Annotated in this window: 25 protein-coding genes; 16 read left to right on the top strand and 9 right to left on the bottom strand. The window is 65.2% G+C overall.

Translation table 11 applies throughout. The annotated features are described in order from the left end of the window. Positions 1 to 26 precede the first annotated feature (26 nt). From JOE30_RS01575 to JOE30_RS01560, 4 genes are all read left to right on the top strand, one after another. Complete coding sequence (locus tag JOE30_RS01575; protein WP_204869103.1) at positions 27 to 944, top strand: ParA family protein; 918 nt, start codon at positions 27 to 29, stop codon at positions 942 to 944. Between the two features lie 208 nt (positions 945 to 1152). After that, positions 1153 to 1488, top strand: coding sequence for a hypothetical protein (locus tag JOE30_RS01570; protein ID WP_204869102.1), 336 nt, complete (start codon positions 1153 to 1155; stop codon positions 1486 to 1488). 137 nt (positions 1489 to 1625) lie between these two features. Continuing rightward, a complete protein-coding gene (locus tag JOE30_RS01565) occupies positions 1626 to 2165 on the top strand; it encodes a MerR family transcriptional regulator (protein ID WP_204870683.1) in 540 nt (179 codons plus the stop codon). A gap of 215 nt (positions 2166 to 2380) precedes the next feature. Beyond that, positions 2381 to 3277 (top strand): DUF6615 family protein, encoded by an 897-nt coding sequence (locus JOE30_RS01560; protein ID WP_204869101.1) that lies wholly within the window; start codon positions 2381 to 2383, stop codon positions 3275 to 3277. Positions 3278 to 3621: 344 nt separating this feature from the next. On the opposite strand, the gene JOE30_RS01555 is transcribed toward JOE30_RS01560, so the two are convergent. Then, the gene (locus JOE30_RS01555) at positions 3622 to 5373 is read right to left on the bottom strand and encodes an SIR2 family protein (RefSeq protein ID WP_204869100.1); all 1752 of its coding nucleotides are present in this window, start codon (positions 5371 to 5373) and stop codon (positions 3622 to 3624) included. A 509-nt stretch (positions 5374 to 5882) separates the two neighbouring features. Between JOE30_RS01555 and JOE30_RS01550 the strand changes: the two genes are divergently transcribed. Continuing rightward, positions 5883 to 6359, top strand: a complete 477-nt coding sequence (locus JOE30_RS01550) for a helix-turn-helix domain-containing protein (protein WP_204869099.1) — start codon at positions 5883 to 5885, stop codon at positions 6357 to 6359. Between the two features lie 29 nt (positions 6360 to 6388). Then, positions 6389 to 7207, top strand: a complete 819-nt coding sequence (locus JOE30_RS01545) for a zeta toxin family protein (RefSeq protein WP_204869098.1) — start codon at positions 6389 to 6391, stop codon at positions 7205 to 7207. A gap of 212 nt (positions 7208 to 7419) precedes the next feature. Here JOE30_RS01545 and JOE30_RS01540 read toward each other — a convergent pair whose 3' ends face one another. Together JOE30_RS01540 and JOE30_RS01535 are read right to left on the bottom strand one after the other, a co-directional pair. Beyond that, entirely contained in the window at positions 7420 to 8253 is an 834-nt protein-coding gene (locus JOE30_RS01540) for a hypothetical protein (RefSeq protein ID WP_204869097.1), read from the bottom strand. Positions 8254 to 8411: 158 nt separating this feature from the next. Next, the gene (locus tag JOE30_RS01535) at positions 8412 to 9677 is read right to left on the bottom strand and encodes a HEPN domain-containing protein (RefSeq protein ID WP_204869096.1); all 1266 of its coding nucleotides are present in this window, start codon (positions 9675 to 9677) and stop codon (positions 8412 to 8414) included. A 340-nt stretch (positions 9678 to 10017) separates the two neighbouring features. Between JOE30_RS01535 and JOE30_RS01530 the strand changes: the two genes are divergently transcribed. Beyond that, on the top strand, positions 10018 to 10638 hold the full coding sequence (locus JOE30_RS01530; protein ID WP_204869095.1) for an HNH endonuclease: 621 nt from the start codon (positions 10018 to 10020) through the stop codon (positions 10636 to 10638). A gap of 278 nt (positions 10639 to 10916) precedes the next feature. Beyond that, positions 10917 to 12332: a hypothetical protein gene (locus tag JOE30_RS01525; protein ID WP_204869094.1), complete on the top strand. Its 1416-nt coding sequence runs from the start codon at positions 10917 to 10919 to the stop codon at positions 12330 to 12332. Positions 12333 to 12566: 234 nt separating this feature from the next. Here the strand turns inward: JOE30_RS01525 and JOE30_RS01520 are convergent, their stop codons facing one another. Beyond that, entirely contained in the window at positions 12567 to 12893 is a 327-nt protein-coding gene (locus tag JOE30_RS01520) for a hypothetical protein (protein ID WP_204869093.1), read from the bottom strand. Between the two features lie 236 nt (positions 12894 to 13129). On the opposite strand from JOE30_RS01520, the gene JOE30_RS01515 reads away from it, so the two are divergent. From JOE30_RS01515 to JOE30_RS01505, 3 genes are all read left to right on the top strand, one after another. Further along, complete coding sequence (locus JOE30_RS01515) at positions 13130 to 13597, top strand: helix-turn-helix domain-containing protein (protein WP_042574932.1); 468 nt, start codon at positions 13130 to 13132, stop codon at positions 13595 to 13597. After that, positions 13594 to 14463: a heparin-binding hemagglutinin gene (locus tag JOE30_RS01510; RefSeq protein WP_204869092.1), complete on the top strand. Its 870-nt coding sequence runs from the start codon at positions 13594 to 13596 to the stop codon at positions 14461 to 14463. The genes JOE30_RS01515 and JOE30_RS01510 overlap by 4 nt, the downstream gene beginning before the upstream one ends. Before the next feature lie 67 nt (positions 14464 to 14530). Further along, positions 14531 to 14824 carry a DUF2516 family protein gene (locus JOE30_RS01505; protein ID WP_027506325.1) on the top strand — a complete coding sequence of 98 codons (294 nt, stop codon included), beginning with the start codon at positions 14531 to 14533 and terminating at the stop codon, positions 14822 to 14824. Between the two features lie 7 nt (positions 14825 to 14831). Here the strand turns inward: JOE30_RS01505 and JOE30_RS01500 are convergent, their stop codons facing one another. The 3 genes from JOE30_RS01500 to JOE30_RS01490 form a co-directional block, all read right to left on the bottom strand. Then, positions 14832 to 16088: an Nramp family divalent metal transporter gene (locus JOE30_RS01500; protein ID WP_204869091.1), complete on the bottom strand. Its 1257-nt coding sequence runs from the start codon at positions 16086 to 16088 to the stop codon at positions 14832 to 14834. 68 nt (positions 16089 to 16156) lie between these two features. Next, positions 16157 to 16369 (bottom strand): helix-turn-helix transcriptional regulator, encoded by a 213-nt coding sequence (locus JOE30_RS01495; protein ID WP_027506327.1) that lies wholly within the window; start codon positions 16367 to 16369, stop codon positions 16157 to 16159. Then, on the bottom strand, positions 16369 to 16848 hold the full coding sequence (locus JOE30_RS01490) for a DUF2975 domain-containing protein (protein WP_204869090.1): 480 nt from the start codon (positions 16846 to 16848) through the stop codon (positions 16369 to 16371). The genes JOE30_RS01495 and JOE30_RS01490 overlap by 1 nt, the downstream gene beginning before the upstream one ends. A 76-nt stretch (positions 16849 to 16924) precedes the next feature. On the opposite strand from JOE30_RS01490, the gene JOE30_RS01485 reads away from it, so the two are divergent. Genes JOE30_RS01485 through JOE30_RS01475 form a run of 3 tightly spaced genes read left to right on the top strand, consistent with a single transcriptional unit; the run spans position 16925 to position 19361 of the window. Continuing rightward, the gene (locus tag JOE30_RS01485; protein WP_307806022.1) at positions 16925 to 17758 is read left to right on the top strand and encodes a MerR family transcriptional regulator; all 834 of its coding nucleotides are present in this window, start codon (positions 16925 to 16927) and stop codon (positions 17756 to 17758) included. Further along, positions 17755 to 18771 carry an alpha/beta fold hydrolase gene (locus tag JOE30_RS01480; protein WP_371831695.1) on the top strand — a complete coding sequence of 339 codons (1017 nt, stop codon included), beginning with the start codon at positions 17755 to 17757 and terminating at the stop codon, positions 18769 to 18771. The genes JOE30_RS01485 and JOE30_RS01480 overlap by 4 nt, the downstream gene beginning before the upstream one ends. After that, a complete protein-coding gene (locus tag JOE30_RS01475; RefSeq protein ID WP_204869089.1) occupies positions 18768 to 19361 on the top strand; it encodes a bifunctional 2-polyprenyl-6-hydroxyphenol methylase/3-demethylubiquinol 3-O-methyltransferase UbiG in 594 nt (197 codons plus the stop codon). The genes JOE30_RS01480 and JOE30_RS01475 overlap by 4 nt, the downstream gene beginning before the upstream one ends. Positions 19362 to 19374: 13 nt before the next feature. Here JOE30_RS01475 and purU read toward each other — a convergent pair whose 3' ends face one another. Beyond that, complete coding sequence (purU, locus tag JOE30_RS01470; protein WP_204869088.1) at positions 19375 to 20265, bottom strand: formyltetrahydrofolate deformylase; 891 nt, start codon at positions 20263 to 20265, stop codon at positions 19375 to 19377. 75 nt (positions 20266 to 20340) lie between these two features. Between purU and deoC the strand changes: the two genes are divergently transcribed. Further along, the gene (gene deoC, locus JOE30_RS01465; protein ID WP_204869087.1) at positions 20341 to 21018 is read left to right on the top strand and encodes a deoxyribose-phosphate aldolase; all 678 of its coding nucleotides are present in this window, start codon (positions 20341 to 20343) and stop codon (positions 21016 to 21018) included. A gap of 18 nt (positions 21019 to 21036) precedes the next feature. Here the strand turns inward: deoC and JOE30_RS01460 are convergent, their stop codons facing one another. Beyond that, the gene (locus JOE30_RS01460; RefSeq protein ID WP_204869086.1) at positions 21037 to 21774 is read right to left on the bottom strand and encodes a DUF2993 domain-containing protein; all 738 of its coding nucleotides are present in this window, start codon (positions 21772 to 21774) and stop codon (positions 21037 to 21039) included. A gap of 112 nt (positions 21775 to 21886) precedes the next feature. Here JOE30_RS01460 and JOE30_RS01455 point away from each other — a divergent pair, with 112 nt between their 5' ends. Further along, positions 21887 to 22462, top strand: coding sequence for a hypothetical protein (locus JOE30_RS01455; RefSeq protein ID WP_204869085.1), 576 nt, complete (start codon positions 21887 to 21889; stop codon positions 22460 to 22462). Positions 22463 to 22469: the final 7 nt, after the last annotated feature.

Raw genomic sequence — 22469 nt, 5'->3', positions numbered from 1 at the left:
TAGTACATCGAGAAGGAGAGCCTGCAATGACAGATTCAGTAGCAACGGCACTGACCCGAGTGGTCACGTTCGCCAACGGCAAGGGCGGTGCAGGCAATACCTCTACAGCGGTGAACGTCGCGGGACTGGCAGCAGCCGGCGGTTGGCGGACACTCCTGATCGACCTCGACCCGCAGGGCAACGCCGGCCACGATCTCGGCTACTACTGGGACGGCCGAGGCGACTCCGGTCAGCTCCTGTGCAACGCCCTCGGAACCGGCTCAGCACTGACTCCGGTTGTGGCAGACGTCCGCCCCGGCCTGGACGTCATCAGCGGTGGCGACGCGCTCGACGATCTCGAATCCATTATCACCGGTCGCGCTCAGCGGTCGCGCCCCTTCCGCTCGATGCTCGCGGAAGCGCTCGCTCCCATCGCATCCGACTACGACCTGATTGTGTTGGACACCCCGCCGACTCGACAGAACCTGCTCCAACTCGCCCTGTGCGCCACCCGCTGGATCGTCGTACCCACCCGTGCCGATCGAGCCAGTATCGAAGGCTTGCGCGTTCTCTCCCACCAGATCGAGACCGCCCGCGACGTGAACCCCGCCGTCGAACTGCTGGGCGCGGTCCTGTTCGACGTCTCGACCTCCGCCAAGGTCGTCCGACGCAACGCTGCCGCCGACATCGAGTCGGCGCTGAACGGCGCGGCTCCGTTGCTCAAGGCCGTCATCCGTCACGGCGAGTCGGCTGCAGTGAACGCACGCGAACGCGGAGTCCTGGTGCACGAACAGGCCGAACAGGCCGAGCACGCCGAGCCATTCTGGAAGGCGCTCCGTGCCGGACGCACACCCGACCGGATCCCCGGCAGCGCCTCAGCGCTCGCCGAGGACTACCTGGTGCTCTGCCAGGAAGTCCTGCAGCGCATCCAGTCCGTCGAGCAGACCGCGGAGGTGACGGCATGACCGAACGGCCGGCATTCCCGCCCGTTCAGGGCCTCTCCAAGCGCACGGCATCGATCCCAGGCCCTTTCCGCCGCGGCGCGCCGCCGCTCCGCCCCCCACACCCACCTCAGAGGCCACCGAGGCCCCTGAGCGGCCGCAGGCACCTACGCCCCGCAGAACGGCGTCCACACCGACGAGGAACGCCAAAGAGCGCGTCGACACAGCGCCGGTGACACTGTCCCTTCCGACGCCGCTGGCCGAACAGTCGAGCGCGATCGCCAAGAAGACATCCGTCTCGTACCCGGACCTCGTCATGAACGCGATCGTCGCCTCACACGAGGTACTGCGTGATCTCATCGCCGCGGCCAACGCCGAAGCGTCATCGGACGGGCTCTTCGTCCGCACCCGCCGTCAGTCCGCGGGTCCCCGGTCGACCAAGTCGTTCCGCATGCGCCGCGACAACCTCGAAGTGATCGACCAGCTCGTCCAGGACGTCGAAGCAGAGTCCCGATCGCAGCTGTGCCGCGTCGCGATGGAGCACTACTTCAAGAACGGCACCAAGTAGGACCGTGCGAGATACTCCTCGTACGCAAACCAACGACCTGCGCCGATGTGAGACAAGCCGACGCAGTTCGCACAGAAGGAGAGGGGACAGGTGTGACCACTGACCCGACAACCGGGCAGGCATCCCTCGACGAGTGGATGCCGGAGGCTTTCACCGTCCCCCTGACCAACAGCTACGCCGGTATCGACGCCGGCCGCGGCTACCGTGTGCCGGCAGTGCAGCAAGCCGCCGGTGTGACGTACCGCCAGCTCGACTACTGGGCACGGACCGGCCTGATGGTGCCGTCCATCCGCAGCGCAGCCGGCAGCGGATCTCAGCGCCTGTACTCCTTCGCCGACGTCGTCGCCGTCCGAGTCGTCAAGAGGTTGCTCGACACCGGGGTCAGCCTTCAGAACGTACGGATCGCCGTCGACCACCTCCGTGCCCACGGCCAGGACGACCTCGCGACCCTCACCCTCGTGTGCGACGGCGTGTCCGTCTACGAATGCACCACCGACGACGAGATCGTCGACCTCCTGCGCGGGGGACAGGGCGTGTTCGGCATCGCCATCGGCCACACCGCCACAGACGTCGCAGCCGTCGTGCGACACCTACCGTCGGTGGACGCCACTGAAGACGCTGACGTCGGCCCCGGCGCCGACGAACTCAGCCTGCACCGCGCGCGCCGTAGCGCGTAAGGCACTCGTATTCTCGAAGCGCTACATGGTCATTCCTCGGCAGCGCGTTGGCCGCCGGGTTTGGGGCGACAGACGAGGAGTGGCAGTGAGCAGCTATGCGTCACAGGTAATGAACAGCGTCGCATCCGGCACGTGGGCCTTGATGACCGAAGGCATAGCAGCAGGGATCGGCCCCGGGGAAGAGACCCTGACCGACCGACATCAATCTCATTCGGTTGAAGCAATCTCTGCCGGGCCTGAACGTCAAGAAATTTGACCGACACGAGGAGAAGGGCAACGGTGCCGACTGGGAGTGGTGGATCGGGTCGAGCACCGAGAGGCGCTGGATCAAATTAAGGGTTCAGGCGAAGCGATCCAGCCACGCCGGCAACCAGTACGCGGAGATCGGTCGCAAACCTAAGGGCAGTCCCTTCAGGCAATATGACACGCTCATCGCCGCGAGTATTCGAGACCGGGCAATACCGCTCCACGTCTTCTATAACGGCTGGCCAGAGAACAGATTCAAAGTCGCCGGCAAGTACCACGATGTGATTGCCCGTCACCGCAGAGCGGCAAGAGACGGATTCCATCCGAGTTCAGCCTGGGACACTGCCAACTGGGGATGCTCGATCGCCGCGACCGAGAACGTAAAGAAGATCCACGAAGACCCGACCATATCCGACTTCCCACGCTCATTGGTGTCTGGTGCCACGCTGAGCAACCTCACTTACGTTCCGCTATACCTCATCCACTCCGTTCCGTGGGCGTTGCTACTCGACTCGGGTGGTAACTACCGCGGGCCGACGGTTCGAGAAGTGGCGCAGAACCTCCACCTGATCCAAAACGGCGATGGAACGCTTACCAACGACGAGTTCGAAAGGATGACCTACCCGAACCCGTCAGAAGCTGCTCAGGCCCTTGAGATGGGCGAGCCTGGCCCCGAGTTCGACGACGCGACTGATGGTGGACGGGAGCAGAGGGTGGATCAAGCGGTGCGCTATCTCCAGTCGCTTGAGTATGTCTCCCGCGACCCGATCGGGTCGAACATATCGCGAGAGAGCCTCGACGCATTCTTGCCGAGTGCGGTGAAGTACATGCTGACTTTCGACCTTGCTCGTCTCCAGTCGTTTTGACAGCTGTTGGTCAGTTTCCCCAGACAAGTAAGAACAGTGAGAAAGCGGCGATGGCTGCACCTGCTGAGGCGAGCAAGCCCATCGGTATGCGGGTCATCCCAATGCTCAGATCGGAGTGCCGAGCAGCGACTCCGGCTCCGACTGCTGCGGCGATGACTCCGACAACCAAAAACGTGATCCAGAGAGGTGTCAGTTCTCCCACGAGTTCTTTTATGAAGGGAGGGGCCTCGGGTGTTGGACTGGGTACCTGAGCGTAGAAAGACATTATGACTCGTTCCTTCTCACTGCAATCGTAACGGTAAGTACGTAGAGTACTTGCACTGCTGCGGCCGGGGCCCGCGCCGTCACCCGAAGCGGACGTACTGCTTCAAAACTGCACGGTAGGAATCGAACTCCGAGTCGGTGAGGATCCCGGTCGCAGTCATCGTGCCCCACACGCCTTTCCCATGTCTTTCGATGTGCTCACGGAATCGTGTCTCGGCGGGGAGGCTCCCATCGCGTCTCTGATTGCGGTCGCCGACAAACTCACCCGAATTTGCGTGCCACATGCCGAGATCAGGCACCCGAAGGAAATGCTGCACAAAACCCGTCCGGTACTCGACGTCATCCATCAGCCGTCTGAACTGTTCGCCGCTCGGGAGATGGTCGGCGAAGACTGCTTCCAGGTCGTTCCGGAGCATGTGGCTGGGGGGATACGACCACCGATGTCCGTTCCATCGTGGAAGTACAAGGACCGTACCGTCGTCCAGGACCTGTCCCATGTGTAGGACGTCGAAGGCAGGGGACGGATCGCGGCCGATGTCTGCCCACCTGGGCGCGGTGAGCAGCTCCGTAAACAGTCCGTCTCGGCTGCGCTCCACCGCGACGATGTTCATGGATTGCAGCGCGAGAAGCGCCGGGTAGTGCTGCAGTGGGAGCAGCGCGGTGGGGCCGGTGAACGTTTGCCTCAGATCGAGCAAGCGCTGAAGAATGTCCACCCATAGTCGCGTGTGCGCTCCCTCGTCGTCGTGATAGACGCCCGCAATCAGGAGACGTAGCAGGGGAGTCGTGGCGGCCAAAAGTTCCGTGAAGTGCCCGTCTAGATCATCAACAGTGAGAACGTTGCTGCGGAAGGGGAGTGATCGGACCGCGGTGGCGACATCGTCGACCTTGCTCATCACTAGATCGTGGAGATCGATCCGCAGCACGGGGTTCGGTAGATACCGCTTCAGTCGGGCAATCGCCATCGCGGTCGTCAGCTGCGGTTCCGCAAGCCGATCCAGCGCATCGATGCTGCCTGCGAGGTCGCTGAACAGTTGCTCGGCCGTCTCGGCCGGCATCCGGTGCCCGTGCAGCGCCGTCAAAAGCTGACGCGCACCCGGCCCGTTCGAGGACCTGCTGTCCCAGTAGAGCGGGTAACGGCGCGGGGCCGACTCCAGCGCAGCCACGAGGGCCTTGTCCCACTCGCCCGACCATCCCGAGATGACGAGCCCGAACTCGGTGAATACCTGGCGAAGAAGTTCTGTCCACTCTTTGGGATAGGTAGTCAGCTCATCCAACGTGTTGCGCGTGTCCAGCTCGGTGTAGTCACCGTGCAACTTGATGACGGTCACTGCTGCGTGCGTCAGCGGGGTCATCCCCTTCACGGCGTCCGCACGGCTGATCACCTGGGCCTGGACCCCTTCTGCATCGAGTGCCTGCTCGATCAGTCGGTCGAAGTTGGTGGTCAGAATGACTCGCACCGTTCCGCGTTTTGCCAGCTCAGCGACTGCAGTGTGGGCGGGTCCAGGGACCTTGTTCCCCTCTTCACGCTCTCTGTCCGTTGCTACGAAGTACTCGCGTAGAAGACCCTGCCGGGTCGAGGCCGATGGCGCAGCTTCAGCGAGCAGAGATGAGTACCCGAGTTCGCCGTCGGCGTGCGCGGACCACCATGCTTCGGGGTCCGAGGCGGCGAGGGCGTGCGACTGCGCGTCGTCGGGGTCTTCGGCGGCCGCAAGTTTCGAGACGAGACTCTTGACGACGCCCCAGCCTGTGGGAATGCCGGCGCTCGTGGAGATTCCCGACCCGAGCAACAACGCGTATACACCCGGCTGAGCGTGCATCGCCATCGCCAGCATGGCCCTAGGAGACAGCGCGTTCTTCGGAGACACAGACGTGACTGCGTCTGACTGCGTCATCCGCGGGGTTCTTCGGCGTAGGTATCGAGAGTCTGCGAACCAGTGCGGCGAGGCGAGACACCGAGCACCGAGAGCGCTCGCCGTCCAAGGTGGAGTGCCGGGTTGATCATCGTTGCGTCCGTTCGTTGTCCTCGGTGGGGTGGTCGAAAGTATGCCTGGGTTCATGCCGGGTCCCGAGCGGCTTCTCGGTCGCATATTCACCGGACCGGTGCCGTGTCGAACGCAGGCGCTAGGTCTCGTTCTATGGGTGCACTCCGCCTGTGGCGGGGGCCTCGGTCTCGGGCCTGGCTGTGATTGCCCAGTGGTGCGCACCCCGCCGGTCGTCTGCTCGCGCAATCAACCCACCGTCGCCTCTACGGTCGAGGGACGTCCGCCATTACTCGATCCACTACTGCATTGCCCGTGCTCAGGACCAAGCGTATGATTCATTATGAATCGAGGTGGTGGGTATGTCCGTCAAGGAACAGATCTCGCAGGAATTGGTGCGTCAAGGTGCCTTGGATCGGCTCGCAGACCGGAAGCGGACGCGGTTGATTTTGGGGGCCGCGGCAAGTGGTCTCCCGCAGCGGGAGATCAGTCGGTGCCTGCATAACGTTTCGCAGACGACGGTGAACCGGATTCTGGCTCGCGCGGAGACCGATCCGGACCTGGACCGGACGACTCCGGCAGAGGTGATCGACCGGTACGCGGCCGGGGAGATCGACGAGAAAGACATGATGGAGACGCTGGCGAACTGGGTGTACACGTTCGGTGGTGTTCGGTCGGTCGACGGTGTCGACACCGATGCGTACACGAGCGGAGACTGGGACCAGGTGGAGCGAGCGTTCTACCGAGGACTATTGAATGACGAGCAGTTCGAGGCGCTGATGCGCCGGCAGAACGAGCTCCTCGACCGCAACATCGCCGCATCGCGTCCCGCCCGGTGAGTGGCGACGACGCCACACTTCGCGGCGTCGTGGCCAGCGAACTGGACGCTCTGGATGACCTGCGAACCGAGGGCGCCCGTAACAGCGCTGCGGTGTACGAGCAGGATTTCGCACGCCGCAAGTTCCGGAGGGAGCTGATCACGGACCTGCTCGATACAGACGAGTCAATCGAGTGCGGACGGTCGGCCATCGTGACCGCGGGGGTGCCGGGTGCAGGCAAGTCGACGATGCTCAGAGCGAGAGGCACCGATCTTGGGGGCTATCGGTTTCTCGATGCCGACGAGATCAAGGTGTCGTTGATCGAACGAGCGCTCGAGGACGGTATCTACGACGACGTTCTCGGTGTGCGGCTGGCTGACGGACATTGTGTCGCACCGATGGAGCTGGCCTCCTTGGTGCACAGAGAGTCGGTCAACATCGTCGAGGCGGTGCGGGAGGAATGCCTGCGGCGCGGGGAGAACATCGTCGTCGAGGGCACTCTGAAATGGGAAGGACAGCCGCCCGATCTGTACGGAGAGTTCTCCGACGCCGGGTACCGCAGGATCGAGGTGCTGGCGGTAGAAGTGGAGGCGCAGACCGCACACAATCGGGCGCTAACAAGGTGGTGGGGCAAGCGCATGCGCTGGCGGACCGGTGATGACCGCTTAGGTGGCCGATTCACCCCGCCCGCGTCGATCGACAGCGGTTACGACGGTCTTGGCCAGTCGAAATGTGCGCGCCATGCCTGGACGTTCCTCGACCTTGCGAAGACCGGGCAGGTGGACTTGGTCTCAGTCGAAATCATGGCTCCGACCGCCGGATCTCGGCAATGGAGAACCCTACGCAGCGAGCAGTTCGCACGGCAGTAACCACGGGGTGCGCGAGTTGCGGGTATCCGCTCGCTCAGGCTCGGCCTGGTCGTCGCCGGTCGGCTGCTGCTCGGTGTGGGAGTGCTCGGCCGGCCTCTCGCGCTCGGGGTGCTCGGGTGCGGCCGCGGTGGCGAGCCGCAGGGTCTCGACGAGGGTGAGCGCGATCGCGTGGAGGGTGTGTGCGATCGCGTCGTGGCCGGCGGTATGAGTATTCAGCCGAGGTGACGAGAGGGGCGGGGCACTTTTTCGGGTTCGTTGTTGTCGACGACGTTCCAGTAGCGGCCGTTTGCATCCATGACCGAATACCAGATGAGAACAAATGGGGGAGCGGTCTTCTGTTCGGCGGCGTCAGCTGACTCCCACCGGACGACGAACCTTGCACCCGCGTCGAGCACGGACTCTTTCTGCCACCCCCCGGACCTGATCATTGTGTCCTCCGACAGACGTGTCTCTGCGAACGCACGCATGTGCACAGGCCCAGCATCGTCCTCGACATGAGCCCGAAAGCCGTGCACTTCGAGGTTGTAGAGCGGGTCTGAGCTGCGATTGGTGAACTCCGTGCGCCACTGCTGTCTACCGTCTGGGTCGAGGCCGTCCTGCAGCGGCAGCATCTCCAGTAGCCGAACTTGGTTAGCCTGGTCCTCCAGGTCTGCACGACGCGTCTCCTGGTAGGAACGTAGGGCGAGTATGACGCCGGCTGCGGTGAACAGAGCACCGCCTGCCGAGACCCACGCTGGAAGTGAGCCCATATCAACGTCGGTGTGAGTGGTCGTGACAACGAGCGCGACTGCGGTCACCAAAACTGCGGCCAAAGCCCACGCTCGATCTCGCTTGCGTGGACGCGCACGCCAAAGGCTGTAGATGGGACATCCGATCGCGATACAGCCTGAAGCGAGGGCGGTGAACGCTGCTGTCACCCAGGCGTCGTGTATGACTCGATCTAAGGTCCAGCCCATCCGCTGCAGAGAAGTCGCGCAGAAAAGGATTGCGAGCGTACCGCACACCACACCTGTGACGCGGAGCCAATTACCAAGCGTTGCTTTCACTCAGCCACCTTAGAAGGCTGCTGGATAACTGGGTCGAGTCGCACCGAGGAGGCGCTGCATGTCGGTGCGTACGACAAAGCCGCACATATGCCGCGCTCCCGACCGGCGGGAAACCGATGGGTGGGGAACAGATGCGAAAGCTCCACGTAGTCTCCGGGTCAGATCTGGTTGGTCGCGCTTCGAAGAGCACCGGAATTCAGCGCCTTCACCTGAACATGTTCGGATATACCGAGTTTCGTCATCATGACCAGGACCAGCAGTGCGACAGTGCGTTCATGCAATCCGTACCAAATATCCTCTGGCACGGTGCGTTCGGTTGGCTCGTCTCCGTGTGCGAGGTGGTTTCGAGCCTTCGTAAGGTGTCCCGCCCATTCGTCGATGTCGGGGATGACAAGTGCGCGCGCCGCTTCTGGAGGAATAGCGGCGAGAGCTGCACACCTCTGTCGGTAGTCGACCTTCTTCGGGTCTGGGTAGAGCCCCCGGTGGAGGGCCTCGAGTGTTCCGCACACACCCAGCAAACGAGTTTCGTAGAACGTGGTTGTTTCGCGTAGCTGTGCGACCAAGGACGCCACACCATAAAAGGCGCCGGTATGGAGTTCGTTCCACCGACCGAGCAGCTGCTCGACATCGTCGACGTCGGACAACCGAAAATTGATTCGACGTCGACTGCGCTCGTCCAGGGCGGTGTTCTCCTCCGGGAGGTCATCCGCGCTCCACCATTCATAGCGGTCACTGATGCCGGAGGAGCCGACGGTCTCATGAAACGTAATGGCGCGGACACCTGCGGGACGGCGCATCGCGATCGTGACGAGGTCGGAGAGGCGGCGCGAAATGGCAAGGTGGTCGTCAACTGAGAGAAGCTCGACGCTCGATACGGAGATGATGTTCTTGAACCGGCCGGGAAGGGTCATATCGTCGCGGGTGAAGCGGCTCCGACCGGAATAGCTGGAATAGCTGCCGACCGTGACTTCGACGGCGCCGTAAGACGCGGTACGGGGTAGCGGATCGGGAACGGTGAAGGAGATTTTGCCGCCGGGCGGGTGCGAAATCGTAGGGTCGAACTCGGCCGTCCAGAACGTCAAGTAGTCCAGTTCGACTACCGCCTCGGCGAAAGCCAGAGCGCTCTTATCGGCCACGTGGTTCGGTCCGATCACTACGCCGGCACCCTCGACCGTCTGGCGACGGTGATCTTCGCCGTTACGAACGATGCCGCTCTCGGTCGTAACGTACGCGCCAAAAATCGAGACGGCTCGACCGCCCGAACTGCCGTGCACGGTGACGGAGTCGCGCGAAAAGCCCAGTAGTTCACTGCCGAGATCAAGCCGTGGCTCGGCGTCGTCGCCGAGGGTGAAAACGCCGTACACGGTGCGGTCAGCCGCGTCTGCCGCCCACCACTGACCATGCAATTGCTGTGCCGTCGACATGCGACGAGACTAGGGGCAAACGTCCTGCCGCGGGCGTGCTCGGGTGCGGCCGCGGTGGCGAGCTGCAGGGGTTCGAGGGTGAACGCGATCGCGTCGTGGCCGGCGTTCTGGTGGCGATCGCGGCGGCCTGGAGGGTGATGGCGACGAGCTCATCACGTTGTGTCGCCTCCAGTCGCTGACTTCACAGCTGCGCAGCAGACCAGCTGCCACCAGCGTTACGTCGGGCAGACACGCGGGCGGTTCGGCGCTGCGTCCGCACGCTGCGACCGTGTGATGATGGGCGAATGTCACGGCCACGTTCTCGACGCACCTGGCAGTTCTGCTGCCGCGTCTTGCACTCATGACGGTCGGTCCGACCGTGGGTGCCGGACCGACCGGGCCGCCGCAGAAGGCGGACGTGCTCGCACGGGCCTGCGTTGCGCTCAGTGCAGGAGACGTCGGCGCCGCCAAGAAGATCATCTTCTCCGATTACCCCCTGGTCATCGGCACAGCAGCCCAACGCGAATACACGCTCACCGAGAAGCTGCGCATCTTCTTCCGTGACGGTTTCCTCGACCGGTATTCCGGTGACCGACTGATCCATCCGGGGGCGCTCCGGATCCTGTCCATGCTGCTGCCGAATGAGTTCCCCGCTCATCCCAACGGGAAGATGACCGAGACCCACTTCGCGCAGTGGGAGCTGTTTCCGGCCATCGACCATGTCGACCCGGTCACCCGCGGTGGCGTAGACGACGCCTCGAACTGGGTCACCACCTCGATGTTGCGCAACTCCGCCAAAGCTCACTGGACGCTACGTGAGCTGGGATGGACTCTGCACCCTGCAGGCGACGCCGAGCATTGGGACGGCCTGTCGGGCTGGTTCACGCAGTACCTCGCCGACCACACCGATCTCGCATTCTCGTCGGACTACCTGCGCAAGTGGTTGCGCGCTACCCGCACGGTCCAGACCGAACGCGCCTAAACCGGGCACTTCGAGACCGAGGAATGAGACGGTGCCGTCATCTGAACGGGTGAATCTCCATGCGTCCCGTGCAATGGGCCAATTACTCGGCAAGACTGTTCCCGCGTGTCGGGCGTGCAAGAAAGTATGTCGAAAGGGCTCAAATGCATCGTGCGGGTGTCATGGTGACAGTGCTCGCTCTACTGTTCACGGCTGGATGTAGCCCCCCGGATTCCGGCTCAAGCGCTAATGAAGCGCCTGAAGCGCACCGGGCTGAAGCTGAGGTAACTGCGAACGGGGTGGAACTGACCCTGAACGACTTCACGATCAAGGGGCCGTCCACGGTTGGGCAGGGGTCGAACCTGGTCGTGTCGGATGAGATTCCTGCGGCACAGGCGGTCGTGCCGGGGGATGTGTCATGGTTGGACCCGTTTTCACCCACTGTGCAGATCACTCTCGACGGTGACCGTCAACCGGGGGCTCCACTCCGACTCGAATATCGGCTGCCGCAGGGCGCAAGCGCAAGTGGGCCCGACGGTGCGGTGCCCGTAGTGGTGTCGCGTAGTGCAGACGGCAGTGTCGACATGGTCGAAGCACGCGTCGAAGGCGACACCATGACGGCGGACCTCGGCCATCTGAGCTGGGATGTTTTTGCTTGGTTCAAGCCAGAAGAGGTGGTCAGGGAACTCACCGAGGTTGTGAAACCGATCCTGGGAACGGGGTCACCGAAACCGGACTGCGTAGATAAGCCACTGACGTACCCGAACTTGATCAAGACAGTTGCCCCCGTTGAGGGCAACGTTGCTTGGATGTGCATCTACGACACTCCTGGCCTGAACACAACCGAGCCGAGCACCAGCATCGGGATTACGATCAACTCGCCGTTCGCCTGGCGACTTTCAGCAAACCCCCGCGCACTAAAGGTGGTGCTAACGGACACCGACTCGGGGAATCAGTCCCTACGCGCCCTTTACAGGAAAATGGCCGATACCGACCAGGTAGCTGGGCCCGGTGACACCGTTCAGATGAATTTCGGACAATACGAGCAAGGTCCGCGCACCGGCACCTTGACTCGCAACTCGAAGATGGACGCCATCGCTCTGACAGCTTGGGCTTACGAAGAAGTCCTGCAGAATGGCCCCTTCAAAGGTGTCTTTGCCGCGCTAGATGTGGGTCCCGAACTCGTCAAGTGTTCTGGGACCCGAACAGATGTCGGCCTAGGGCAGTGGGGGGCGGACTTGAAATCTTGCGCCCAGGGTCTCGGTGCCGCAGTCGTTCGGCTGGTCATCGGTAAGACAGGCGTCGCTTTCGGTGCGTACCTGAGTGAGGCGCTGAGCAAGACCCCGACCAGCGCTACGTGGACCATCACGAGCCAGACACGCACCGAACAAGCCAACCAAGCGCCCACCTCTACATGGGACGGCACCGTGGTCCTTGGTCGCGCCGACGACCAATACTCCGTGGGGTACGGCACGTCGAAACCTGAGACGGTCTCGCTAAACTCGCTGTGCGCGAACACGATCAGCAACATCGATTGGTCCACTTGGGGTGGCTCGGAAGCAAAAGGCAGGGGCCAGCTGTGCGCCCCCGCTGGCTCGCCGGAGAGCGGCGGCCCTGTCGAGCTCACCGCGACCGATCTCGGCGACTGTAATGGTGCATCCGCCTACCGCAAACTTCTAATCGGTGGAAAGCAGGGTTGGGACATCTGCAACTAATCCTGCGTGCTGCAAGGCGGTTGCGTCCGATTCGGGTGTGGAGCCTTCGGCGGCGCGGAAGGCGTTGATCGGGGGGTCGGTCGCATTCTGCGCGAGGACGAGGTGGCGTACCTGTAGCGGGTCGGCTCGATGGGGTGCCCCGGCCTGTTGGCCGAGCCTTCCTCGTTTCCGGGTCTGCTTTTTCGGGGCCGGTGTGGCGCTGCGTGCTTCTCTGACAGCTCAAGGGGGGTCATGTCAGGTGTCGGGTTCGTCGTTGGTCTGCTCAGGCTCGTCCTGCTCCTCGTTCGGGCCCCGGTCATGAGCCCGGTCGTCGTCGGTCGGGGCCCGTCGTGTTCGGCCGGCCTCTCGCGCTCGGTGCCGGCGTGCTCGGCCGCGGCCGGCGGCATCGGGATGGCGGGCTAGTTGGGCGTACAGATTGTCGGCTGCTCGGTCGAGAGCGTGGTGCGTGGAGTCGAGGGTGTGTGCGATCGCGTCGTGGCCGGTGTTCTGGGTGGCGATCGCGGCGGCCTGGAGGGCGATGGCGACGAGTTCGACGAGCTGCTTGCGGGTGGGTCTGTTCATGTCCGGTGCCTGTCGTCACGGGATCGACACTTCGGGCGGTCCTCGCTACTTCTGCTGGCTCGAAGCCGTTTTCACAGGGTGGGGTCCCGGAGTTGCGGGGGCGGGCGCTGTCGATCTCGGTGCCCTGGTGGCGGTTTATTGTGATTCAGGGGTGCTAGCAGAGTGCTTGCTATTGCTAGCACCCTTCGTTACCCTGGAATGCGAGGCACACACTTCACCAGTGGAGGAGTTCACGAATGGCATCCCAGGAGAAGGAAGGCGACGACACCACAGTGGTGTCGGTGGCCGGAGATCTCGCCGCACGGGTCGTCAGTACGGCGACTCAGGACATCGGGAGTTTCATTCGCGCACAGCGAGAATCCGCGCAGGTGTCCCTGCGACAACTCGCTCTCTCCGCCGGAGTTTCCAATCCCTACCTCAGCCAGATCGAGCGGGGACTGCGTAAACCGTCGGCGGAAGTCCTCAGCCAGATCGCCAAGGGTCTTCGCGTGTCCTCGGAGGTCCTGTACGTGCGAGCCGGCCTGCTCGAGGAGCGGCCGCACAGTCCTATCGCCGATGCGGTGCTCGGTGACGACTCCATCACGGAGCGTCAGAAGCAGGTGCTCCTCGAGATCTTCTACTCGTTCCGCCGCGAGAACGAGACCGGCACCGAACCGCTCCGCCGCAGCACCACACCAGAAACGACATCAGGAGAAACCACATGACCGACCCGAAGTTCGACACCGTCAAGACCCCGCTGTTCGCCGCCGTCGGCGCCGGAGATGCCGTGGTCCAGGCCGTGGCAGACGTGGTGGCCCAGGTGCGCAACCGCGCCGAGAGCACGCAGGCCGACGTCAACGACCGCGTCGACACCGCCCGTGCACGTCTCGCGGACCTGCAGGAAGACGTCACCGAGAGCGTCGAGACGCTGCGTGGCCGACTGAACGCACTGCCCCAGGAACTGCCCGAGGAGATCGCCGACTTGCGTGAGCGTTTCACCCCGGAAGAGCTGCGCAAGGTCGCCGAGGCGTACCTCAAGGTGGCGTCGGACCTCTACACCGCACTCGCCGAGCGCGGCGAGGAGACGGTCGAGCGCATCCGCAAGAACCCGGCGGTCGAGGACGGTCTCGAGCGCGCCAACGCCGTCGCCAACGACGCTGTCGACCTCACCGAGCAGACCCTCGGCACCGTCGCCTCGCAGACCCGCGCCGTCGGTGAGCGCGCCGCAGCCCTCGCGGGCCGCGCGTCCGATCGTGTGCAGGAAGGTGCCGACGAGGCCACCGACGCGATCAAGGAAGGCGCCGAGGACGCCGTCGACAATGTCGACGAGGCTGCCGACGAGCTGAGCGAGAAGATCGACGAGCTCGGCCAGAAGGCGAAGACCGCAGGCCAGAAGGCGTCGGATCGCGCCTCGGGTGCAGCAGGCACGGTCGAGGGCAAGACGCGAAACAACGCGGGCTCGCCCATCAAGAAGACCCCGGCCACGAAGTCGGCTCCCGCCAAGGCCGCCCCGGCCAAGGCCTCGACTCCCGCCCCCGCCAAGAAGGCCACCCCGGCCAAGAAGGCTCCGGCCAAGAAGTCGACCAGCTAGTCGATCGCGACAATTCCGACCCCCGCGCTGACGAAGCGCGGGGGTCGGTGTCGTTTAGGATGACCGCATGCCCATGGCGTACAGCGCGACCAGCGCGATCATGAACATCCTGCAACTCATCGCTCTGGTGGGTGTGGCGTTCGCGCTCTTCCACGCCATCCGCCAGCGCCCCGACGCCTTCACCGCCGCGGACAAGCTGAACAAGCCGGGGTGGGTGGCCATTCTCGCGGTCGCGCTGCTGATCCTGCTCGTCTTCCCGGTGGTGGGCTTCGTCGGCATCATCGCCGTCGTCGCCATCGGTGTGTACCTCGTGGACGTGCGGCCCAAGGTCGACGACATCCAGCGCGGACCGCGCTGGTAGCGCGTCGCTACCCCTGGCCGGTGACCGTGAGCCAGAGCAGCGCCGCGTTGAGCGCGACGATCAGGCCGGTGGTGACGACGGCGAGGACCACGGTGGTCCGTGAGTTGATGCGGGTGCCCATCACCGCGCTGCTGGAGGTCATGCGCACCAGCGGGATGAGCGCGAACGGAATGCACAGGCTCAGCACCACCTGACTCAGCACCAGCGCCAGTGTCGGATCGACGCCGATACCCAGGACCACCAGTGCGGGGATCAACGTGACGACGCGGCGTACCTGGATCGGGATCCGCTTCTGCAGCAGTCCCTTCATGATCTCGGCACCGGCGGCGCAGCCCACCGACGTCGATGCGAGGCCCGAGGCGAGCAGGCCGACGGCGAAGATCGCGGCCACGGCGGACCCGAGATTGTTCTCGATGGCCGCATGCGCGCCGTCGATGGTGTCGGTGCCCTCCTCACCGCGGAACGCCGATGCGGCGAGCAGCAGCATGCCGATGTTGACACTGCCGGCGATGATGAGCGCGAACGTGACGTCCCACTTGGTCGCGCGCAGCAGGCGGTCGAGCTTGCCGGAGTCCTTCTCGACGCCGTGGCGGTCGCGGGCGAGCGCGGAGTGCAGGTAGATGGCGTGCGGCATGACCGTCGCGCCCAGCATGCTGGCCGCGAGCAGGACCGATCCGGAGCCGTCGAACCCCGGTACGAGACCGCCGGCGACGCCGCCCGCGTCGATGTCGGTGAACAGCAGGCCGGTGAGGAAGCCGATCGTGATGATGGCGAGCATGCCGATGACGACGAACTCGAAGGTGCGCTGACCGCGCCGCGACTGGACGGCCAGGATCACCATCGACACGACGCCGGTGATGAGACCGCCCACGAAGAGCGGAACGCCGAACAGGAGATTGAGCGCGATGGCGCCGCCGATCACCTCGGCGAGGTCCGTCGCGATCGCCACGGCCTCGGCCTGCACCCAGAACGCCCGCCTGGGCCAGGGACGCATGCGGTCGCCGAGCATCTCCGGCAGTGATCGTCCGGAGACCAGGCCCAGCTTGGCCGAGAGGTACTGGATCAGCACCGCCATCGCATTCGCGGCCACGAGCACCCACACCAGGAGGTAGCCGTAGCGCGCGCCGGCGGTGAGATTGGCGGCGACGTTGCCCGGATCGACGTAGGCGATGGCGGCGACGAACGCGGGGCCGAGCAACGTGAACAGCCGGACGGGAGTGATACCTCCGGATGTGGGTAGACGTGTTCCGATGCGGTCGACCATGACGGAAGTGTAGGGCACCCGGCGCGATCGTGTTCGCCCGGCCGTACCGATAAGTTAGGGGACCCGCATCATGTCTCGTCGTCCACCCATTCGAGCAGGTCACCCGGCTGGCACTCCAGCACCCGGCACATGGTCTCCAGGGTGCTGAACCGCACCGCGCGGGCCCGCCCGTTCTTGAGTACGGCGACGTTGGCGGGGGTCAGTCCGACGCGCTCGGCGAACTCGCCGACGCTCATCTTGCGCTTGGCCAGCTCCACGTCGATGCGGACGACGATGGGCATCAGATGACGCCCTCGAGGTCGGCGCGCAGGTCGGTCGCCTTCCGCAGTAGGGCACGCATGACCATCATCAGCAGTGCGGCGACGCCGACGATCATGCAGAGCAGGAACAGCAGGAGCACGGGCCCCGGATCGTCCGCGCGGAACCCGACGACGAGGAACACGACACCGAGCGACACACCGGCGGCCACGATCGCACGGACGATCGCATCGACCCACACGAACGCGGCACCGGAGAAGATGCGATCCCGGCGGACGAGAGTGAGCAGCTTCCAGGTGGCGATGACGACGATCTGCACGCACACCACCCAGAAGATGGTGAGCGCGGTGAGGGGCCATCGGAGGTACGCGGATTCCGGGTTCTCGCGGGCCATGTGCGCGAACTGTCCCGGCAACGACATGACCTGGAACAGGACGAGCAGGGCGAACAGGCCGGCGAGGAACACCCTGAGTGTCGCGACGACGCGTCTTTCCGTGATCATGCATCGAGTATCGGTCAGGATCTATCGAAAATCAATAGTTACTGGTGCGGGAGGGCGGCAGGGTTAAGGTCTGAGGGTGCCGGACTCCCCACTCGACGATGCTCGCTCGCGTGATCCCCGGGATCTCCGCCGAGTCGGCCTGACCGAGTACCGGATCGACGACCTCGCCAGGGAAGCCGGCGTGAGCGTCCGCAACGTGCGCGTCTATCAGGACCGCGGTCTGCTGCCGCCCCCGCGCAAGGTGGGTCGGACGGGCTGGTACGACGAGTCGCACCTCGCTCGGCTGCAGATGATCTCGCGCATGCTCGACCGTGGCTACACCTTCGTCACCATCAGCGAACTCCTCACCGCGGCGCAGTACGGACTCCGCGTCGAGGACGTCCTGGGCACCGAGGATCCCGACGGCGCCGCCAACGTCGACCACCCGGCGCGGCTGACCCGCGACGAGATCGACACCATGTTCGACGGACGGATCAGCGACGACGATCTGACGCGTGCGGAAGCGCTCGACGTCTTCTCCCGCGACGGGGACGGCTATCGCATCGAGAATCCGGCGCTGGTCCGTGCGGCCAAGGTGCTGTTCGACGCGGGTCTCGCGCTGCCGGACATCCTGTCCCGCACCGAGCGCGTCCACCAGGATCTGACGAGCGTGTCCCAGCAGTTCGTGCGTCTGGTCGTCGACAGGTTCGTTCCGGGCGGCGCCGATCCGTTCACGCTCGACCCCAGCGAACTCTCGGCCATGGCGGACCTCATCACCACCCTGCGTCCGCTGGCCAGCCGTGCCGTGCAGGCGCTCTTCTCGGAGACCATGGACGCCGAGATCGTGCACGCGATGGAGAAGGCGCTCAGCGGCGACAGTGACGGCAACGGCGCGAGCACCAGCTCGAGCGCCAGGACAGGAGACCGATGATGACCCGTGGTGCGGTGGTGACCGCCGCCGTGGCTGCGGTCGCGGTGGCCGGTGCAGCTTCGATCCGGGCGACTCGACGGGCGTCACCGCCCTCGGCGCGGATGGCGGACACCGATGTACTGCTGGCGCGTCCGGAGCTCACCCCACGGGTGCGCACGGTCGTCGCCGAGGACGGTGCCGCGCTGCACGTGCGCGAGTACGGCGACCCGGACGCCGCCCCGATCGTCCTCAGTCACGGATGGACCTGCTCCGCCGACTTCTGGGCGCCGCAGATCAACGACCTCGCCGGACGGTACCGCGTCGTCGTGTACGACCAGCGCGGGCACGGAGCCAGTGAGGTGGGGACCCGGCCGCTCGGTGCCGACGTCCTGGGGGACGATCTCGCCGCGGTGCTCGACGCGACGGTCGACTCGGACACCAAGGCAGTCGTCGCCGGACACAGTATGGGCGGCATGTCCGTGATGAGTTGGGCAGCACAGTATCCCGCGCAGGTGCGCCACTACGTGAAGGCGATACTGCTGGCCAACACGGCCACCGACAGTCTGGTCCGCGAGACCACTGTCATCCCGTTGCCACCCGGTGTCGCGCAGGTGCCGGCGCGGGTGGCGTCGAGCGTGCTCGGATCGGCACTGCCCATCCCGTCGAGTCCGTTCTCCGCTCGTGCTCTGAAGTACGTGACGATGGGCGCCGAGTCCACTCCGGCGCAGGTGGCGTTCTGCGAACGCATCGTGCGCGAGTGCTCCCCTCGAACGCGGGGCATGTGGGGATCGGCGCTGTCCGCGTTGGACATTCACGACGCGCTGGAGAACATCGACGTCCCGACGTCGGTGATCGTCGGTACTCGCGACCGCCTGACGCCGCCGGTGCACGCCCGCAAGCTCGCCGATCGACTCTCCCGCGCCGGAGTGCTGGGCCGGTTCCTCGAACTCGACGGTGTCGGACACATGAGCTCGGTGGAATCGATCGCGGAGTTCGACGCCGAGCTGGTCCGGCTCGCGGAGCTGCCGGCATGAGCGACGACACCAGAGGGGACGCCTACACCGAGCGGCTGCGCGAGCTGCAGGGTGCGCGGTGGAAACGCGTTCTGCGCGTGCAGGCTCCGTATCAGTGGAACATCCGACGCCATCTCGCTGGGCGGCGCGTTCTCGACGTCGGCTGCGGGATCGGCCGGAATCTGCGCAACCTTCCCGCGGGCAGCGTCGGTGTCGATCACAACGTCGCGTCCGTCGAGTTCTGCCGCTCGCAGGGCATGACCGCATACACACCCGAGGAGTTCCACGCCCTCGGCGACACGGGCTTCGACGGCATGCTCATGGCCCACCTGCTCGAGCACCTGCCGCCGGGCGCGGAGGGCGAAGTGCTGACGGAGTACCTGCCGTGTCTGCAGCCGGACTCCGTCGTCATGATCGTGTGCCCACAGGAAGTCGGGTTCGCCAGCGACCCGACGCACACGAGCTGGTTGGACGCCGCCGACCTGCTCGCCCTCTGCGCTGCCGCCGGCATCGAGCGCACGACGTCCGCCTCGTTCCCGTTCCCGCGTCCGGTGGGAAAGCTGTTCGTCTACAACGAGACCGTCGTGGTGGGTCGAACCCCAGCTGCCTGATACGACCAGCTGTCTAGTCGAACACCACGGTCTTGCGGCCGTGCACCAGCACACGGTCCTCGAGATGCCAGCGCAGGCCGCGGGCGAGCACCATCTTCTCGATGTCCCGGCCCTGACGGACCATGTCCGCGACCGCGTCCGCATGGTCGATGCGGATGACGTCCTGCTCGATGATGGGTCCGGCATCGAGCTCGGCGGTGACGAAGTGGCACGTCGCGCCGATGAGCTTGACCCCTCGTGCGAACGCCTGGTGATACGGGCGAGCACCCACGAACGACGGCAGAAAGCTGTGGTGGATGTTGATCGCGCGCCCGGACCAGTGCTCGCACAACGATTCCGGCAGCACCTGCATGAAGCGCGCCAGCACCACCGCGTCGGGGGAGTAGCCGTCGACGAGATCGCGGAGCGCATCGAAGGAGGGTCCGCGCTCGCTGGGGTCCCGGGGGAACGGCACGTGGTGGAACTGCACACCGTGTGCGCGCGTGACGGATTCGAGGTCGGGGTGATTGCCGATGACCGCCTCGATGGTCGCCGGCAGCTCTCCGCCGGCGGCGCGCCCGAGGAGATCGTGGAGGCAGTGCCCCTCCTTGCTCACCAGGAGCACGACCTTCTTGCGCTCCCCGGAATCGTGCAGCGACCACTCGGAATCCGGGCCGATCTCCGCGGCGACCGCCGCGAACCGTGCGCGCAACTCGTCGACACCGATGTCGATGGACGAGGCCGCGACGGCCTGGCGGGTGAAGAACCAGCCGCTGTCCGCGTCGGCGTGATAGGCGGCCTCGACGATCGAACCCCCGAGGTCGGCCAGGAAGGTCGAGATGCGCGCGACGATGCCCGTGCGGTCGGGGCAGCCCAGGGTGAGGACGTAGCGGCGAGAGTCGGAACGTGGAGATTCGGGCGGCATGGGCGCCATTGTCTCACTGACACCCGTCCCTTCCTGACCGATCCCGACCGGCCTCCGTCTGGAAAGGTGGAGCGCATGACAACCCTCACGCGCACCGACGTCGCCCGCATGGTCGACCACACTCTGCTCAAGCCCGAGGCGACGGTCGCCGACGTCCGGGCGCTCGTCGCGGAGGCGAAGGATCTGGGTGTCCTCGCGGTCTGCGTGTCGCCGTCGATGCTTCCGGTCCGCGATACCGGTGACCTGGTGATCGCCGCGGTGGCGGGATTCCCGTCCGGAAAGCACCACTCGTTGATCAAGGGGTCGGAGGCGCGTCTGGCGGTGCAGCACGGGGCGCGCGAGGTGGACATGGTGATCGACGTCGGCGCCGCGGTGGAGGGCGACTTCAATGCCGTGCTGGCGGACATCATCACCGTGCGAGAGGCGATGGGCGAGAACGCCGTCCTGAAGGTGATCATCGAGTCGGCGGCGCTGCTCGCGACGGCGGACGGGGAGCGCGCGGTGATCGAGTGCTGCCGGGCGGCGGAGCGGGCCGGGGCGAACTTCGTCAAGACGTCCACCGGGTTCCATCCCGCGGGTGGAGCATCGACGGAGGCCGTGAGTCTGATGGCCCGGACCGTCGGTGGCCGCCTGGGCGTCAAGGCGTCGGGCGGCATCCGCGATGCGGACACCGCCCGAGCGATGATCGACGCCGGCGCCACGCGCCTGGGCCTGTCCGGGACCCGCAGCGTGTTGGACGGGTTCTCCGACTGACCGGACTGCCTTCGCCTCCTAGCAGGTGACCTGCTGCTGACCGCCCTGCGCGGCGGGGATCGTGTACTGGCCGCCGCTGAGGGTCATTCGGATCCCGGCGTCGGTCACCTCGAGGGCGTCCGGTGTCATACCGAGCGGGTAGGCCTGCAGGCTGTCCGTGAGCACCGAGACGACGCTGTCCGCGAGGTCGGTGGGGATACCGATGCCGAGGATCGACGCGTCGGTGGTCTGAACCTCGATCGTGTCGCCCTGCACCACGGGCTTCACGGTGAGTTCCGCGAGTCCACCGACGATGGCGAACTTCAGCGTTCCGGCGGCTGGGTCGCTGGTCACACCGGACACGACGCTGCCGACGCCCTGCTCCTGCAGGGTCGCGAGAATGCCGCCGGTCGACCACGTGACGTCGGCCGAACTGCTGCCGATCTGACCGGACGTGGTGTCCGTGGACGTGAGGTCGACGTCGTTCACCGTCGCCTGGACCTGCATGTCCTGTGCCGGCCCGAACTTCGTGTCGTCGCTCGAGATGTCGACGGACGAGAACTTCTTCGTCGCGAGGGAGAACAGGACGGGCTGCAGGCCGAGGCCGACGTCGATCTGTGAACCCAGTTCGCTCTCGAACTGGGTCGTGAGGCAGTTCTCGACGCGGTTCCGGGCGTAGAACTCGCCGCCGACGAGTGCCGCGATGACGACGATGACCAGCACTCCGGCGATGAGAGGCACCCGGGAGCGTCGTCTGGATGCGGTGTCGTGAGTCATGGAAGACAGTGTGGACGAGATCTCTGAGGTTCCTCTGTGGACCGGCCGATCGGGTGCACGGCGGCAGCGCCATTTCTCTGTGACGCGTGACACAACCACGTAGTCTTCGAGCATGGCGGGCGACGATGTGGCGGAACGTCTGGACGGCGTGGTCGCCGAACAGGACGGGTACTTCACCGCAGCTCACGCGCTCGATGCCGGGTACCTGCCGTCCGAGATCGAGTCGCATGTCGCCGACGGATCATGGACCCGGGTCGAGACCGATCTGTTGCGGTTGTCGGACTGGCCGAGTCACGATCTCGAGGAGTGCTCGAAGTGGTGCGTGTGGCTCGGCCCCACCGCCGTGATCTCCCACCAGAGCGCCGCCGAGCTGCACGGCATGGGCAGCCTGCACCCGCAGTTCGTCCACGTCCGTGTCAGCGGGACGGCGCGAGCGCACGACCAGCGCCTCGCGATCCACCGGGGGCGCCTGACGGGCGCGGACATCGAGCTCTCCGGTGCCTTCCGCATGACGACGCCGGTCCGCACCGTGCTCGATCTCGCGGCGGGCGGCATCTCGCAGTTCACCCTCGACGAGGTGGTCGCCGACGGTCTGGTGCTCGGGCGTCTGGTCGTCGACGACCTCTTCGAGCAGGCGGTGGAGTGCGGTGACAGGGTGGCCGAGCGGGTGGAGACGGCGCTGCGCTGAGAGGATG

The organism is Rhodococcus sp. PvP016 (assembly GCF_017832185.1).
GTDB lineage: Bacteria > Actinomycetota > Actinomycetes > Mycobacteriales > Mycobacteriaceae > Rhodococcoides.
This window is presented reverse-complemented; position numbering and strand designations above follow the sequence as displayed.